Below are 16,205 nucleotides of genomic sequence, written 5' to 3'. Positions count from 1 at the left end.
TAGGTGCTACCCTATTTTAATAGTTGCGTGCTGTTAAATGCGTTCAATGACCTTATCGATTAATCCATACGCTTGTGCATCTTTTGCATCTAAGAAGTAATCACGGTCGGAATCTAATTCGATTTTTTCAATCGGTTGCTTGGTCGTTTGTGAGAGGATGCCGTTGAGAACGCGACGCGTTTTGAGAATGTGCTGCGCACGAATGTGGATATCACTTGCTTGCCCTTGAGCGCCTCCCCAAGGTTGATGAATCATGACTTCTGCATTGGGAAGCGCAAAACGTTTACCAGGAGCACCGGCTGTTAGAAGAATAGCACCCATGGATGCGGCCATCCCGACACAAATGGTGGAGACATCAGGCTTGATGAAGTTCATCGTATCATAAATCGCAAGTCCCGCTGAGGTAGATCCACCTGGTGAATTGATGTAGAGGGAGATGTCTTTCTCAGGGTCTTCTGCGGAAAGGAACAATAGCTGGGCAATAATCGCGTTCGCAACTTGATCATTTACTTCTGTACCAAGAAATACGATGCGGTCTTTGAGCAAACGGGAATAAATATCATACGAGCGCTCGCCGCGCGCGGTTTGTTCGACAACCATAGGAATAAAGCTCATTGCAATCATCCTTTCATATATGGAAATTAGGTTCTTTTTGTTTAATGGACTACATGGTTTAGCTGATTAAGCAGCTTGGCAATGAATCGTATTGGCTTGCACAGCATGCTTCTGGCCAAAACCAGAGGAAATAATGATCAGACGAACGGGTTCTTCCTTCAAAAGAGTGGGCAATTCGCGCACGGTCACTGTAGCTTCGGTGTCTATGGTAGTAGCATCCAATCTGCGGTAAGTTTCCATGTCGATCACATTACTGTTTGAGGAATCTGGTTTATGTTCAGTTAGGTGTGGCTGTTCCCAAGTGATAACAGGTGTTTGTTTGGAAATTGAAGCTGGGCGGGACTTGGCTTCTTGATTATCTTGATTTTCTTGACCCATGCAAATACCTCCTCATGCTTTCGGTTTGGGGTATACGGCAAGCAAAACATGGTAAGCTTCCTGTTCTTTGCTGCTTGAATAGCGTTCCACCAGTTGCCCAACCATTGCGGTGTATTCTTCAATGAATGACTGCCGCTCCTGTTCGGTGCATAGATGGACTTGAAACTGCAAGGTTGCACTCGGAATGACGTCCCCGACATCGGACTCTTCCATAAGCAGCATCGCATCTCGCCGAATTCGCTCGGAGGTCGTTATAAGATGTGCGAGTGAGCTTTGATCCTTCAGTTTTTGCAACGTTTCAGGCTTCATGCTGAGAGACTCGGCGAGCACGAAGGTTTTGGCGATGGATCGGTACAGCACCTCGACTAAATTACGAACCTGACGTGTGCCTACTCGTTGTACCAAGCCGGCTTTTTCCAACGCTTTGAGGTGATAATTAATACGCTGAGCGGTCTCGCCCAAAGTGCGCGCGACTTCTGTTGCGGACCCAGGTTCCAAAAGCTGAGCGATAATTTCACCACGAAGTGGATTAAGCAGCACCGTTGCCTGTTCAGGCGAATTGATGCAATAGCTGTCTTGGATATCTTTTTCTTGTGGCATGGAGAGGACAGCCTCCGTGTACAAAGTATTTATTACGTAAAAATATTTTATTACGTGGAGAGTGGAAAGTCAATGGGCGAGAGAGGGAAGAAGAAGAGAAGAAGAAGAAGAGATCTGAGACTATCTATTAGTTGGAGGACAAATAAGTTTTGAAGTAACAACATGGGCCCAAGTAGGCAATGAACTAGAGAAAATAATAATTTGAGGAAGCCTATAAAAAAGCATATCCGTAAGATCTCTTGTTTCTGGTAGGTAGGTGCGAGAGAGAATTCTCGGGGGATGGCGAAAGCATAAGGGAGGGAACTGTAACTAGTTTATAATGAAGGAGGAACCCAAGGGTGCAGCACAATACTTTTTATAACGACAGACCAACAACGAATTGACAGTATTCGGGCATACGGCTTTGATAAGGCGAAAACTCCTAACCTAGACAGGTTGTGTGAAAATCCATTTAAGAGTAATTACAAAAAAGCTGGTGAAAACTGCTTTTTTCGCATTTTCATCAAAAGTAAGTACAAGGTTGGGCTTGTGTCATCGCAATGATATACTATTTAAATAGTTGCAAATTGAAAGGGGCAAGAAAGATGGCACTACAATCAAAAATGATGCGGATGATTGCATGGTTAGCCGCAATCGCATTACTTGCCCTAATAGCGGCAGGATGCACAAGTGCTGGTTCAGATAGTAAGGATACTGCTGCTGGAAAAACTTCTGAGAGTGAACAGAAACATGAAGTTAAGACAGTTAACCTTCTCATGTTCAGCGATTATGGAAGAATGCCCGGACCGAACGATAAGCAGATGAAATATGTGACAGAGCAAACAGGTATATCAGTAAACACATCAACCCTCCCCTGGAATGGTGGCACCGACTTTACAAAGGGTCTAAATGTTAAGATTGCTGCTAATGAACTACCGGATCTGTTCTTACCTCACGGTGTTGAAGATACGCTACTCAAGCAAGGTGCTTTACTTGCCTTGGATGATTTGCTGCCACAGTATGCGCCTACCTTATGGAAGGCAATCCCACAAGATGTGTGGGATAGTGTACGAGCCAACTCTCCAGATGGAAAAATTTATTTTATCCCAAGAGTTAATTTGTATCCAAGATATAGTTCATTGATTCGCAAAGATTGGCTAGACAAGGTAAATATGACAATCCCAACTACAAAGGATGAATATGTTACTGTCCTTAAGGCATTTCTTGATCAAGATCCTAACGGCAACGGTATAAAGGATGAGATTCCTACCAGCGGACGTGAAGCGGGGCGATGGATGGATGACATATTTTTGATGTACGGAGTTGCTATGGTAGAAGGGTATCCTGTTTGGGACTTGTATAACAATGAACTGACGTACTCAGCGGTCACTCCGAATATGAAAGCAGCCCTTACATTTGCAAGAGAACTTTATAAAGACAAATTGCTGGATAATGAAACATTTTTGAATAAAGAATTGACCTGGAAAGCAAAGATTCAGCAAGATAAAGTAGGCGTCTGGTATCATGTTCCGTATGGTATTAAGCAAAACTTCTTTGAAAATTTGCCTAAAATAAATCCGAATGCCTATATTGTCGGAATGCCGGTCCCCAAGGTAGAAGGGTTTGATGGTTTTACGCCGAGACCGCTCATCAATAATATGGAGTGGGCCATTCCCAAATCGTCCAAAAACGCAGTGGAAGCTATGAAGCTACTTGAGTTTTATGCGAAGCCCGAGAATCGTAATTTCGCTTCTTTTGGAATTGAAGGCGAACATTATGAAATGAAGGATGGCAAAAAGAAGAGGCTGCCTATCAGTTCGGATCAAACGTATCTAATCGACTTATTTCCAGTTATAACAACGGAGCAGATGGCAATGACGCTTCAGGATCAGTATGAACCGAAGGTTGCCCAGATGATGATAGATGCGATGATGATAGCTGGAAGAGATGGTAAACGGATTGCCGGCGATGGCATTCCTATATCGATCTATGATGGCTTTCCGGACATTAAATCGAATAAGCTCTATCAAGAATACATGACCAAAATTATTGTCGGTGATTGGCCGATTGAAAAATTTGATGAATTTATTCAAAGATGGAAAAGTAGCGGCGGAGACGAAGTCACGAAGCGGGCGCGTGAGTGGTATGCGAAGAAGAAATAATGAGGGAAAACGGCAGGGGAAAGCATGAATGTATATAAGTACAAAGTGAAACTGATTTTTTCGAATATCAAAACAAGATTAATTCTCATTTTAACTTTGGTCATTTGCTTCGCAATTGCTTTGGTTGGTACTGTCATGTACAGCCTCGCTAGACATTCACTACTCGAGGAGATTAAAGTTCCGCACCAACAGATGGTGACCTTCGTCAGGGATGATGTTGACAGGAAAATGAACGATATTATGACAACGTCTATTTATGCAGTTCTCGACCCGCTAACGATCGATTTCTTGCGTTATAGCAATCATAAAAGTATGGATACCATACTTGGCGTTGTGTCCATGTTGGATACATTAACTCAAAATAGTTCGATCATTGACAGTATCTATCTATATGATGAAAAAAATCGCCATGTTGTTGGTAGTTCGCCTTATGGATTTAATTCCAGTATTGATACCTTTGGTGACAAGGGTTGGTTATCTCAACTGTCATTAGCTGAACAGGATGCAAACAATGTGACTTTCGCTAAAAGGATGAAGGATCAAGGCGAAATGATAAGTTTCATTAAGCGGATATATGAAGATAACAAAATATCCGGATACCTTATCATAAACTTGAAATCCACGAAACTATTTTCGCAGATCATTCCAGAAGGTTCAACTAACAATGAGGCAGTTCGAATCATTCAAGATGCAAATGGAGAAACGTTATTTTCAATTGGTCAAAATAATAAAGAGCAGATGAACCCTGATAAGTATTTCATTACTCGCCTGACTTCAAATGCAACGTCATGGAATTACGTTTATGCAGTTCCTCAAAAGCAAATTTTCGGGAAATTATATTGGATTCGAACCATGACTTTCGTAGTATCCGCGGTTACCATATTAATCGGAATGCTCATTATCTTCCAAGTTAATCGTATTACGTTTAGGCCTATTGAACGATTGATTAAAACAGTTCGGAGCCATCGAAATGAGGCGTTAGAGGTTGACTTCACTCAGTTAGAATCTTATGTCGGCAGACTGCTCACGCAACTAAATTTCTTGCATGGCAGCAACAAGGAACTAAAAGCCAAATTTATTCAAGATATGGTTTACGGTAGACTACGGCGTAAGGAATTTGATCCAAAATGGCGATTGCTGTACTCAGAATGGCGTTCTGACTTACCAGTTTATGCGGTTATTGTTTCGGTGGATGCCTACTACAATTGGTTGAACGGGTACAAGCAAGATGATCAATTATTACTTAAGTTTGCAGTAGGTAATATTTTCGAGGAAATTCTGGGAGAGAGTTTTAGGGTGCAGTTTGAAGATCTCACTCAGGATCGAAGTGCCCTGATCGTACAGCCCTTGTCTTCCGATATGGATTTGCAAATGCTTTATGATAAGCTTTTAAATGGGATTGAAGTCACGGATAAACTATTGAAAATTTCATTATCAGTAGCAGTTGCCGAATCGCTCTATCCGATAAGTGGTGATCTTAGCAGTCGCTACAAGAAAGCTGAAGTGTTACTACTAGATCGCTTGTATATAGGATATAAAAAACTTCATGTGCCGGAGCAAGAATTGCCCTATTCAGAAGCGCAAGGCCCTGGTTCAAAAAATGAAACCATTCATGAAATCGCTCAAGGCATTAAAGAAGGAAAGACCGAATATATAACCAATATTTTAGAAAAAATACGTATGGAGTGGGAAACGTCAAATGCAAAGCCTCTTCACGTATACCGGTGGTATTCTCATGTAATTAAGGAAATGATAACGAAATTCAGAGACCCAGAAGATGAACAGTTCCAGGAAATCATGGATGCGTTGGATTCCCTTCAAACGTTGACGTTTTCAGATTTGCATCAAATGGCATTGGATGAAGCTAGCTATCTAGCAGAAGAAGTGAAGAGACGCAAACCAACAAAGCATGAGAATTATTTTAGGAAGATGATCGAGTACATTCAAGAACATTATCCAGAAAATATTGGCGTGTCGCACGTAGCGGAGGCAGGAAGCATTAGTCAGTCGCAGGCAAACGTCCTCTTTAAACAAGAAACCGGAACTTCGATTTACGATTATATTACACAAGTACGAATTGAGAAAGCGGAAGACTTACTTAAGAATACGAATTTGAAGGTCATTGAGATTTCTGAGAAGGTTGGATACGCTAGCGAAAACAGTTTTATTCGTAACTTTAAAAAAATTAAAGGGATTACACCAGGTAAATTTAAAGAATAAAAAGACTCATATTAGAAGCGGAGAAGCTGAAAAAGCGCTCCGCTTCTATTTTTTTATCTTCATTTTCAATAAATCATATCTATATCCACCATTAAACCGGTAATTTGCTGGATTTAGTGATGGATTGAGGAACTTCGAGGTTGAGTCCAGATACAGAATGGCCGTATTGTTGGATCAAATAGAAATGGAGCAGTCAGTTAGAGCTGAAGCTAATCACATTTCTAACATCAGGGGGGAAATAAGTTGAAAGCAGTTGCATCTCATCGAATGAAGGTGTTTTGGCCGCTATATGTCATGGCCATACCAGGTATAGTTTTTCTCATTATATTTAAGTACATTCCACTTGCGGGCTCCGTAATCGCATTTCAAGATTATTCTGTGTTTAAAGGTTTCTTGGATAGCCCATGGGTTGGCTTTAAAAATTTTGAAACGCTATTCCATTATCCCGATTTTATGAGGGTGTTCAGTAATACATTGGTACTTGGATTTCTACGAATTGTAATCGTATTTCCAATCCCCATTGTTTTGGCACTCATGATCAATGAAATTCGAAAATCGGCCCTGAAGAAGGGAGTCCAAACGGCTCTGTATGTACCACATTTTCTATCATGGGTCATCGTATCTGGTATTGTGTTTGATTTATTCTCAGTAAGCGGATTGTTTAACATTGTAATGGGATGGTTTCACCGTGAACCTACTTTGGTTATGCAGGAAAGCTCCTATTTTCGTGTTGTATATGTGTTGACTTCCATTTGGAAAGACGCGGGATGGGGAACAGTTGTCTACATGGCAGCCATCAGTTCAATAGATCCACAGTTATACGAATCAGCGATGATCGACGGAGCATCTAGATTCAAGCAAATCCGGCACGTTACATTTCCGCTGCTGCTGCCGACTGTGTTGGTGTTGCTATTACTTGAAATCGGCAACTTCTTGGATTTAGGTTTTGACCAAGTATTTAATTTACAGACGCCAATGACTTATAGCGTAGGGGATATCTTAGATACTTACGTGTTCCGGACAGGCATACAGCAAGGGCAATATAGCTTCGCGACTGCCGTCGGACTATTTCAATCGTTAATCGGATTCATTCTGGTATTTACGTTCAACAAGTTATCTAAAAAAGTGTCAGACGGGGGGTTGTGGTAAGCATGCTTGAATCTAGAGGGGAAAAACTATTCGGTTCAGTCGTCACAATTATCCTCCTGCTTGTATCCGTTATTGCAATGATACCACTACTTTCTGTGCTATCGACATCGTTCAGTTCTAAACGGATGGTGGATATGAATCTGGTCACCATTTGGCCGAAGGAATTTACGTTCGCTTCCTGGGATTTTATGATGTATCGTCCGGACCTATGGAAGTCGTTCTTTTTGACGCTGGGCACAACCGTAATTGGAACGATTTTGGCGCTGCTGGTCACGGCTCTTCTTGCATACCCACTGTCGAAAACGGAATTTCGCTGGGGGCCAGTCATTATGATTGGTGTCGTGATTGCGATGATCTTCAAAGCGCCGCTTGTTCCTTATTTTCTGACAGTTAAAGGTATCGGGCTTTACAATAACCCATTGGTATTAATCATACCCCATATCTTAAATCCATTTAATTTAATCATTATGCGCACATTCTTCAAGCAGTTTTCTAAGGAGTTGGAGGAAGCTGCGTTCATAGAAGGATGCGGATATTTCCGCATGCTGTTCCAATTTGTACTTCCGCTTTCTAAGGCCGTGTTAGCTACGTTGGCTTTATTCTACGGTGTTGTGTTGTGGAACCAGTTCCAGCATCCACTGATGTTCTTGCAAGATACGAATTTATTTCCGCTGCAAATCAAGATCCGTCAATTTATCACGGACGATAACGTCTTGGTTACGGGAGCCGTCTCTACAGCTGGTTTAGCTTATAATGAGCGCACACTTCGGGCGGTAACGGTTATTTTTGCCATGATTCCTGTTGTCGCGGTATATCCGTTCTTGCAAAAGTATTTCGTTAAAGGGGCTATGCTCGGTTCTGTGAAAGGGTAAGCTTACATTGGTTTTACGGCTCATAGAGTCTTAGAACATATACGATTTCAACTACTAGGGGGAAACATGGAATGATCAAAAAGATTGTGACACTTGCGGCACTCAGTGCTCTTTCGTTTACAGTCGTGACAGGCTGTAGCGACAAAACGAATTCATCCGAAAGTGCAGCTACTTCGTCGGCTAAGCCGAACCAGGAGGCAACTGCGAAAGCCGATGAGATTGTAGATATTGAAGTTTGGGGAACAAACATCGGCTATAAACCAACCGAAAAAGGCAGTAAATTGTATGAATTTTATAAAGAAAAGTTAGGCGTAGGCGTAATTAGCCCGTATGTGGAATGGAACGGTGGAACAGCTTATTTAAATCAGTTAAATCTAAAGATCGCATCTGGTGAGTTGCCTGATTTGTTTTTACCCCAGCAGGGTCTTGAAAATAGTTTAGCAAAAAACGGAGCTATCGCCGATCTGACCGATTTGCTGCCGAAATATGCACCTAATTTATGGGCAGCTATTCCGAAGGATATGTGGGACATTGTGAAAGCGAATGACCCCACAGGTCAAGGTAAAATTTATTATATTCCTGGCATGGTCGATTACGGAAGATATTCAGGTATGATCCGCCAAGATTGGTTAGACAAATTGGGCTTACAGATGCCGAAGACGCAAGACGAATATGTTAAGGTTTTGGAAGCATTCCGGGATAAGGATCCTAATGGCAATGGACAGAAAGATGAGCTTCCAGCTGGCGGCCGTCAGGAAGCACGCTGGATGGATCAACTGTTTGCGATGTACGGTGTAGCGATGTTTGAAGGTTATCCGGATTGGGATCTTTATGACGGCAAACTGACCTATTCCGCAGTATCACCGAACATGAAGTCTGCCTTGGAGTTTATCTCTAAGCTGTATAAGGACGGATTAATCGACAAAGAATCCCTACTGAACGATAAAGCGAAGTGGGACGGCAAGGTAGCAGCTAACAAAGTCGGAAACTACTTCCACTGGGCAGAACAAACCAATCTTTATTTGGATAATTTGCAAAAGAACAGCGGTGTGAAAGGTACTTTTGCTTCACTTCCACTACCAGAAGTTCAAGGATACAAGGGCTTCTATACCTGGAAGCGGTTTACACCTCCAGCATGGGTTGTGAAGAATAACAAGGATCAGAAGAAATTAATGGCTACTTTGAAGTTATTGAACAACATGTATGACAAGAAGAATTGGAATGCTTTGTACCTTGGTGTAGAAGGTATGCACTATACGATGAAAGACGGCAAAGCCGTCAAATTACCGGATGACAAGAGTACTCAAGAAAATCTTATCCTTGATCCTTATTCCAAAATCTCAACGCTTGATTTTACAAGTAATCTCTTAAAGAGCACTGCATCAGAAGACAGAATGTGGGAGATTGATCAAACCGTTCAAATCATGAAGGATGCTCAGAAGAATGCGAAAGTCATTGCTGGAGATGGAATGCCGGCGAGCGTCTATGATGGGTTCCCAGATATCAATAATCGTACACTCTATATTGAGTACGCTAGTAAGATCATTACAGGACAGTTCCCGATCAGCAAATTTGATGAATTTGTAGAGAAATGGAACAAATCCGGCGGTGAAGAGGTTACGAAGCGTGCAAGAGAATGGTATGCAAAAGTAAAAAAATAATATTGATTGACGCGATCCGCTCGGCTTCATATTGAAGTCGGGCGGATCTTGTTAGAAATGGGAGGCAAATATGAGTAATCGTATAAAAGAAGTGCTTAATGGACGGGAGCTTAATTACATTCTTCCTTTTCTCTGGCAACACGGTGAGGAAGAAGACGTGATACGTGAAGAGATTGCCCGCGTGCATGAATCTGGCATTGGTGCCGTATGCATAGAGGCTCGGCCTCATCCGGATTTTCTCGGACCGAAATGGTGGACGGATATGGACATCATCATGGAGGAAGCACGCAACCGCGGTATGAAGGTATGGCTGCTGGATGATGACCATTTTCCAACGGGGCATGCGGCTGGCAAAGTAAAAGAAGCTCCTGAAGAGCTCCATCGCAAGTTTTTAGCTGAACGCTACATCGATACGCTCGGTCCTGCCAAAGGCGCATCTCTACTGCTGAATACCTTGCTGATGCGTGGACTTCGGCCAACGATCTCACATCCGGAGCGGGCAACTGGAAAAAATAAACTAATCTCCGTTGTCGCAGTTCGCCGTAATCCAACTAGTGGAGATTTGCTCAGCGATTGTATCGATATCACGGATCTTGTGCAAGACGGTATCCTGTACTGGGATATTCCCGAAGGATATTGGCGCATATTCATTATTACAGAAAATAAGGATGGCGGCAGCCTGCAACAGGAAGATTATTTGAATCCGTTGGATCGAGATTCTGTACGGATCTTGCTCGACACGGTGTATGAGGCCGTATATGAAAGATACAAGGCTGATTTCGGCAAGACGTTTGCCGGTTTTTTCTCAGATGAACCTGGGTTTTACAATGACAAGACCACGTTTGACTTCCAATCAAGACCTGGCAAAATAGGTGTACCGCTACCTTGGTGCAGCGAAATACCAGCCTTGTTTGAGCAGTCATTAGGTGCAGATTACCGCAAACATCTCCATCTTCTCTGGCATGAAGCGGGAGAACATACACATATCGTGCGGTATGCCTATATGAATATCGTGAGCAAGCTCTACGCGGACAACTTTTGTAATCAAATCGGAGAGTGGTGCAGAGCCCGTGGGGTAGCATACATCGGACATATCCTCGAAGACAACAACGTGCATGCAAGGCTTGGTCCCGGCCCAGGACACTTCTTCCGATCCATGTGGGGACAAGATATGTCTGGCCTCGATGTGGTACTGTGGCAAATTGTTCCCGGGTTTGATGAATTGTCTTACAGCAAGCCAGGCGGGGACACAGATAGTGAGTTTTTTCACTATGGCCTCGCTAAGCTGGGTGTATCACTTGCACACATCGATCCGAAAAAACAAGGTAGAACCATGTGCGAGGTATATGGGGCTTATGGCTGGGCAGAAGGCTTGAAACTAATGAAATGGCTCACCGATCATATGCTTGTTCGCGGTGTTAATTATTTTGTCCCACATGCTTTTTCTCAGAAAGCACCTGACCCGGATTGTCCACCGCATATGTATGCAGGCGGGAAAAATCCGCAGTATCGCTATTACAAACATTTAAATGAATATATGAATAGGATTAGTCACCTAATCTCAGGCGGAAGACATGTGGCGACTGCAGGTGTCGTATACCATGCTGAAGCTGAATGGGCTGGGGAAGCGATGTATTTCCAGAAGCCCGTAAAGCAATTGATGCAGCATCAGATCGATTGCGATGTGCTTCCTATCGACATTCTTCTAGGAGCAGCAAGCGTGATAAACAACAAGCTGCATGTTAATAATGAGGATTTCCAATGCCTTATCGTACCCTATGCTGAAGCTCTTCCCACGGAGATGATTCGTCGTTTGGTGACGTTTTCGGAACAAGGGCTAGCAGTTCGCTTTGTAGACGGACTACCGGTACGAGCTAGCGAGGGCACTGAGGTTACTGCCGAAATAGCTTTCCTTGCCAATCACCAGAATGTAAAGGTTGTTACTTTAGAAGATCTGGCACAGGTGCTTACTACTGACGGACATTATGAGATTAGCGTCGACGAACACGCGCCGTATCTTCGGAACTACCACTATGTGCATGACGGGTTAGATGTTTTTATGTTCTTTAACGAGCATCCGCACCAAACGATTCGTAGGCAAGTAACTTTGCCTGTCCAAGGTGATGTATATGCTTATGATGCATTTAGTAATCAGTTAACTCGTTTACAAGCAACTTGGGAAAATGTGGTGGAGATCGGTCTTCATCCGTATGAATCCATCGTACTGCTGCACGGTACTGCTCTTGAAGGTTATGATGCATTGCCGCAGAGTACAGTTGGCTCTGGAATTGAGTTAAAGGACGAGTGGATGGTATCCACTGCAGAGTCTGAGTATTATCCTCATTTTAAAGAATGGGGAAAACTGGGTGCTTTAACGAATATGAGTGGGCCTAGTTATTTACCTCGATTTACAGGCACATTCCGTTATGAGACGGAATTTGAGTGGAACGAGTCTGCTGACCAAGTAATTTTAGACTTAGGTGAGGTCTATGAGACGGCGCAAGTGTGGATCAACGGTGAGGAAGCAGGCGTACGCATTTGTCCGCCTTACCGCGTTGAGATTCATGGCTTAATCAAAGAGGGCAAAAACAAACTAGTTATCGAGGTTACGAATACATTGGTGAAAGAGCAGCCCGATTTCTTATCTGCATTTGCGCAGCAAGAACCTAGTGGACTTCTTGGACCTGTGAGATTGATCTGATTACGATAAAGATATAGGAGATTTCAGATGAATACCATTTTCCTTGGAGTTAGGCCAGTAAGTCATGGTTATGAAAGCTTTGATGTGGAGCCCAAACTTGGCGGTCTGGCGTGGTTAAAAGGAGCGGTTCCAACGGCCAAAGGGAAGGTTGAGATCGAAATGAATGAAGAGCGTATCCGTGTAAGGGCAACGCAGGGGCAGGGCGTCCTTCGATATCACAAACAAGGTGAGGAGTTGGAAGCGACGATTCCAAGTGACGGAAGTTGGCTGGAGGTTCGGCTGTCTAACGAGAAGTAAATAAATTTGTTACTGATGATCAATAAATCTATTCCTTATTTGAAGCACGGTTGTAAGTGATAATGGAGTCACGACTTGCGCGATTAAAGGAGAATAGATTCGTATGAGAAATAGAAGTCATCAAACAGATTTGTGTATTATCGGCGGAGGTATGACAGGCATGTGTGCGGCCATAGCGGCAGCAAGACATGGTGTGAAGGTTGTGTTGATGCAAGATAGACCTGTTCTGGGTGGAAATGCCTCTTCAGAGATCAGGATGAATATAGGCGGTGCCCATGGCAAGAACAACCGTGAATCGGGACTGCTGGAAGAGATTGAACTGGAGAACCTCTACCGAAATAACACCCCAAACTTTTCGATATGGGATAGTGTGCTTTATGAAAAAGTACGCTTCGAAGAAAATATTACCTTATTGCTAAATTGCAGCTGTCTGGGGGCTGAAATGGAAGGTACTACCATTAAGTCGGTAAAAGGTTGGCAATTAACGACCGAAACTTGGCATACCGTTGAAGCTGCCTACTTTGCAGACTGTTCAGGAGATGGCATTCTAGCTCCATTAACTGGCGCGGAGTATCGGATTGGCAGAGAAGCGGCAAGTGAATTTAATGAATCCATCGAACCCGAAATCGCAGATGAAAAAACGATGGGATTAAGCTGCCTCTTTCAAATCCGTGAAACAGATAAGCCGCAGCCTTTTATCCCGCCTACATGGGCGCATACATTTACAAGTGATGACGACCTTCCGCATCGACCGCACGATAAACGAACAAACTTCTGGTGGATTGAACTGGGAGGCGATCGTGACTCCATTCATGATACGGAAAAGATTCGGGATGAGCTGTTGAAAGTCGTGTTTGGCGTCTGGGATCATATGAAGAATCAGGGCGATCATGGTGTAGAGAACTGGGTGATTGATTGGATCGGGTTCTTGCCTGGTAAAAGGGAGAGCCGCCGTTATATCGGGGATCATATTCTAACGCAAAATGACATCGAAGCAGAAGGAAAGTTTGATGATCTGGTCGCCTATGGCGGCTGGAGCATGGATGATCACTTCCCTGAAGGTTTTTATTACAAAGGCGGGCATCCTACGATTTACCATCGTGCTCCCTCGCCGTATGGCATTCCGTATCGAAGCCTGTATTCGCGAAATATCGATAACTTATTTTTCGCAGGCAGAAATCTTAGCGCAACCCATGCGGCACTCAGCTCGACCCGCGTTATGGGAACCTGTTCCATGTTGGGGCAGGCGATTGGCACCGCAGCAGCGCTTGCCGTTAAGGAAAATCTGACTCCACGGGGCATTTATCAAACGAGAATCCCACAACTGCAGCAGATGCTGATGGACGATGACAGTTACCTTCCTTGGCACCAGAGAACACGATCTCCACTAACAGAGAGAGCGAGTTTACAAGCCTCCAACGGAGAAGCCGAAGCCCTAAGAAACGGCTATGATAGATCGATAGGCGATGCTGATAACGGATGGACAGGAACTGTGGGGGACTGGATTACCTACAGTTTTGATCCCCCTCAGCACATAGGGGAATTGCGGTTTGTTTTTGACAGCAACTTGAACCGGATCATCAGAAATATGCCTAACAGCTACCCGCTAAATAATAATAAATGGCATGTACCTTCAACCATGTTAAAGGATTTTAAAGTGGAGTTTCAGGATAGCAACAGCGATTGGACGGAACTTCTGACGGTGACCAATAACTATCAAAGGCTTCGGAAACTAAAAGTCGATATTCAAACAAAAGCTCTACGCCTTACTCCTATACGTACATGGGGATCTGACCACGTACACATTTTTTCATGGGATATTAACGAGTGAAAGAAAGGAGTGAGGGGGTTCGTATGAGTAAAAACATGAAAATTGATGCAACAACGTTGCCTGAAACACAGGTTAGTTACACTACAGACAATCGTTCTTTGCAAAGATTGTTTGACCTATGCGAGGAAATGGCCAAGAAAAATATTCAAGTCTTTTTAGATAAAAAAGTACTGGTTGAGGGGTCCTATTATCCGAACGTGTGGTTGGAAACGCAGCCGATGGGCGGCGAAATGTATGCGAAGCGCAATATGGAGGTAGCTCTTAATAACCAATTAATCTTTATGGAAAATCAAAGGGAGGATGGCCGGATACCGGGGATGGTTTCTGTTGTTGAAGGGAAATTGCACGCGGACTTTGCTTGGTTCCAGGGGTACTGTTTTCCATTACCAGCGTTGAAAATGTATTACTGGATGAAGAAGGATAAGGGGTATCTTCAACAACTATATGATGTACTAGAGGGATTTGATAGCTACCTCTGGAAATACCGGGATTCCGATGGGGATGGATGTCTGGAAACCTGGTGTGTTTGGGACACGGGTGAAGATCACTGCACACGCTTGGCAGGTGCTCCAGATAGTTGGGATGGCGAAACGCCTCCATCTGGCCTAGGACAAGTCCCCTACGCCTCGATGGATGTCATGAGCTATTCCTGTAGCGGTAGGGATGTGCTTGCTCTCATTTCTCAAGAGTTAGGGAACGGAAAAGAGGCTTATTGGCAGGAAAAAGCGAACGAAGTACGTGAAAAAATAAACTCCTATTTATGGCGTCCAGAAAAGCATGCTTGTTATGACAGGGATTGTAATAACGAATTCATGGATGTTCTGACGCATAATAATTTGCGAGTCATGTATTTCGGAGGGTTTTCGCAGGAGATGGCTGATGAATTTATTGCCTTCCATATGCTGAATCCTGATGAATTCTGGACAACGATGCCGTTGCCCTCCATTGCCGCCAATGATCCGCTTTTCAGGAATATTGCGAGTAATGACTGGAGCGGTCAACCGCAAGGTCTTACCTATCAAAGAGCGATTCAGGCGCTGGAGAACTATGGACATTATGCGGAAATTACGTTGTTAGGCAAAATTTATTTGAGCGTGCTGGAAAAGCATTTATTTTTCCCACAGCAATTTGACCCCTTCACAGCGGAACCAAGCAAGGCAAAAGACGGGTACGGGCCTGCCATTCTTTCGGTACTGGAATACCATTCGCGGCTTTATGGCGTAAGCATCTCGATGGATGACGTGTTTTGGGGCGGCCTTCAGGACGGGGAATTTGAACGGACATATACCCAGCAATGGGGGCAGGACAATTTTACACTTGAGAGTAAAGACGGCTTTTTCAGCGGATATATCAATGGCAAAAAAGTGTTCCACGCTACCCATGGCGTACGAATTGTCACTGATCTGCACGGGAATACCAAAGAAATCATCGGGATTGATACGGTATCGACAGCGGTTTATCTGGAAGTTGAGGATCAAGTCTACTCGTTTACGATCAAGCCTAATGAAGTTTGTGTCATACAAAACGATGGCGTAATAAGCAAGCAGCAAGTACCTTTTGACTACCCATTTGCCCAATAAAAGGATTCCCGTATAGACCTCTCCCAGTACATCTGGCGGGGGTCTTTTGCATATGGAGTAAACCATGTTTGTTTCCTAAAAAGTAAGTAAATTTGTTACTGATGATGAGTAATTCTATTCCTTATTTGATGAAGGGCGCCATGTGATAATGAAGGTACAA

12 protein-coding genes are annotated in these 16,205 nt (G+C 43.6%); 9 read left to right on the top strand and 3 right to left on the bottom strand.

The features are described 5' to 3' along the window. Window positions 1–33: 33 nt before the first annotated feature. The 3 genes from clpP to AC58QM_RS14650 all read right to left on the bottom strand — a co-directional run bounded on the left by clpP (window position 34) and on the right by AC58QM_RS14650 (window position 1,593). Complete coding sequence (gene clpP, locus AC58QM_RS14660) at window positions 34–615, bottom strand: ATP-dependent Clp endopeptidase proteolytic subunit ClpP (RefSeq protein WP_497285119.1); 582 nt, start codon at window positions 613–615, stop codon at window positions 34–36. 66 nt (window positions 616–681) lie between these two features. Further along, window positions 682–993 (bottom strand): hypothetical protein, encoded by a 312-nt coding sequence (locus tag AC58QM_RS14655; protein WP_497285117.1) that lies wholly within the window; start codon window positions 991–993, stop codon window positions 682–684. Window positions 994–1,005: 12 nt separating this feature from the next. After that, a complete protein-coding gene (locus AC58QM_RS14650) occupies window positions 1,006–1,593 on the bottom strand; it encodes a helix-turn-helix domain-containing protein (protein ID WP_497285115.1) in 588 nt (195 codons plus the stop codon). A 584-nt stretch (window positions 1,594–2,177) separates the two neighbouring features. On the opposite strand from AC58QM_RS14650, the gene AC58QM_RS14645 reads away from it, so the two are divergent. From AC58QM_RS14645 to AC58QM_RS14605, 9 genes are all read left to right on the top strand, one after another. Next, a complete protein-coding gene (locus tag AC58QM_RS14645) occupies window positions 2,178–3,734 on the top strand; it encodes an extracellular solute-binding protein (RefSeq protein WP_497285114.1) in 1,557 nt (518 codons plus the stop codon). A gap of 24 nt (window positions 3,735–3,758) precedes the next feature. Next, complete coding sequence (locus tag AC58QM_RS14640) at window positions 3,759–5,954, top strand: helix-turn-helix transcriptional regulator (protein WP_497285112.1); 2,196 nt, start codon at window positions 3,759–3,761, stop codon at window positions 5,952–5,954. Window positions 5,955–6,197: 243 nt separating this feature from the next. Beyond that, window positions 6,198–7,103 carry an ABC transporter permease gene (locus AC58QM_RS14635; RefSeq protein ID WP_497285110.1) on the top strand — a complete coding sequence of 302 codons (906 nt, stop codon included), beginning with the start codon at window positions 6,198–6,200 and terminating at the stop codon, window positions 7,101–7,103. Window positions 7,104–7,105: 2 nt separating this feature from the next. After that, complete coding sequence (locus AC58QM_RS14630; RefSeq protein WP_497285108.1) at window positions 7,106–7,975, top strand: carbohydrate ABC transporter permease; 870 nt, start codon at window positions 7,106–7,108, stop codon at window positions 7,973–7,975. Window positions 7,976–8,046: 71 nt separating this feature from the next. Further along, window positions 8,047–9,636, top strand: coding sequence for a type 2 periplasmic-binding domain-containing protein (locus tag AC58QM_RS14625; protein WP_497285106.1), 1,590 nt, complete (start codon window positions 8,047–8,049; stop codon window positions 9,634–9,636). 70 nt (window positions 9,637–9,706) lie between these two features. After that, window positions 9,707–12,337 (top strand): glycosylhydrolase-like jelly roll fold domain-containing protein, encoded by a 2,631-nt coding sequence (locus AC58QM_RS14620; RefSeq protein ID WP_497285104.1) that lies wholly within the window; start codon window positions 9,707–9,709, stop codon window positions 12,335–12,337. Between the two features lie 27 nt (window positions 12,338–12,364). After that, window positions 12,365–12,634 (top strand): alpha-L-rhamnosidase C-terminal domain-containing protein, encoded by a 270-nt coding sequence (locus tag AC58QM_RS14615; RefSeq protein ID WP_497285102.1) that lies wholly within the window; start codon window positions 12,365–12,367, stop codon window positions 12,632–12,634. 103 nt (window positions 12,635–12,737) lie between these two features. After that, the gene (locus AC58QM_RS14610) at window positions 12,738–14,465 is read left to right on the top strand and encodes an FAD-dependent oxidoreductase (protein ID WP_497285100.1); all 1,728 of its coding nucleotides are present in this window, start codon (window positions 12,738–12,740) and stop codon (window positions 14,463–14,465) included. A 23-nt stretch (window positions 14,466–14,488) separates the two neighbouring features. Further along, window positions 14,489–16,045 (top strand): MGH1-like glycoside hydrolase domain-containing protein, encoded by a 1,557-nt coding sequence (locus tag AC58QM_RS14605; protein WP_497285098.1) that lies wholly within the window; start codon window positions 14,489–14,491, stop codon window positions 16,043–16,045. Window positions 16,046–16,205: the final 160 nt, after the last annotated feature.

The organism is Paenibacillus sp. J22P165 (assembly GCF_059692015.1).
Note: the sequence above shows the minus strand (reverse complement) of the source record. Positions and strands in the feature narration are given on the sequence as shown.

Coding starts and splice junctions, on each gene's coding strand:
- AC58QM_RS14615 (WP_497285102.1), top strand. CDS start 12,365: ATGAATACCATTTTCCTTGGAGTTAGGCCAGTAAGTCATGGTTATGAA.
- AC58QM_RS14630 (WP_497285108.1), top strand. CDS start 7,106: ATGCTTGAATCTAGAGGGGAAAAACTATTCGGTTCAGTCGTCACAATT.
- AC58QM_RS14640 (WP_497285112.1), top strand. CDS start 3,759: ATGAATGTATATAAGTACAAAGTGAAACTGATTTTTTCGAATATCAAA.
- AC58QM_RS14650 (WP_497285115.1), bottom strand. CDS start 1,593: ATGCCACAAGAAAAAGATATCCAAGACAGCTATTGCATCAATTCGCCT.
- AC58QM_RS14620 (WP_497285104.1), top strand. CDS start 9,707: ATGAGTAATCGTATAAAAGAAGTGCTTAATGGACGGGAGCTTAATTAC.
- AC58QM_RS14625 (WP_497285106.1), top strand. CDS start 8,047: ATGATCAAAAAGATTGTGACACTTGCGGCACTCAGTGCTCTTTCGTTT.
- AC58QM_RS14610 (WP_497285100.1), top strand. CDS start 12,738: ATGAGAAATAGAAGTCATCAAACAGATTTGTGTATTATCGGCGGAGGT.
- clpP (WP_497285119.1), bottom strand. CDS start 615: ATGAGCTTTATTCCTATGGTTGTCGAACAAACCGCGCGCGGCGAGCGC.
- AC58QM_RS14605 (WP_497285098.1), top strand. CDS start 14,489: ATGAGTAAAAACATGAAAATTGATGCAACAACGTTGCCTGAAACACAG.
- AC58QM_RS14645 (WP_497285114.1), top strand. CDS start 2,178: ATGGCACTACAATCAAAAATGATGCGGATGATTGCATGGTTAGCCGCA.
- AC58QM_RS14655 (WP_497285117.1), bottom strand. CDS start 993: ATGGGTCAAGAAAATCAAGATAATCAAGAAGCCAAGTCCCGCCCAGCT.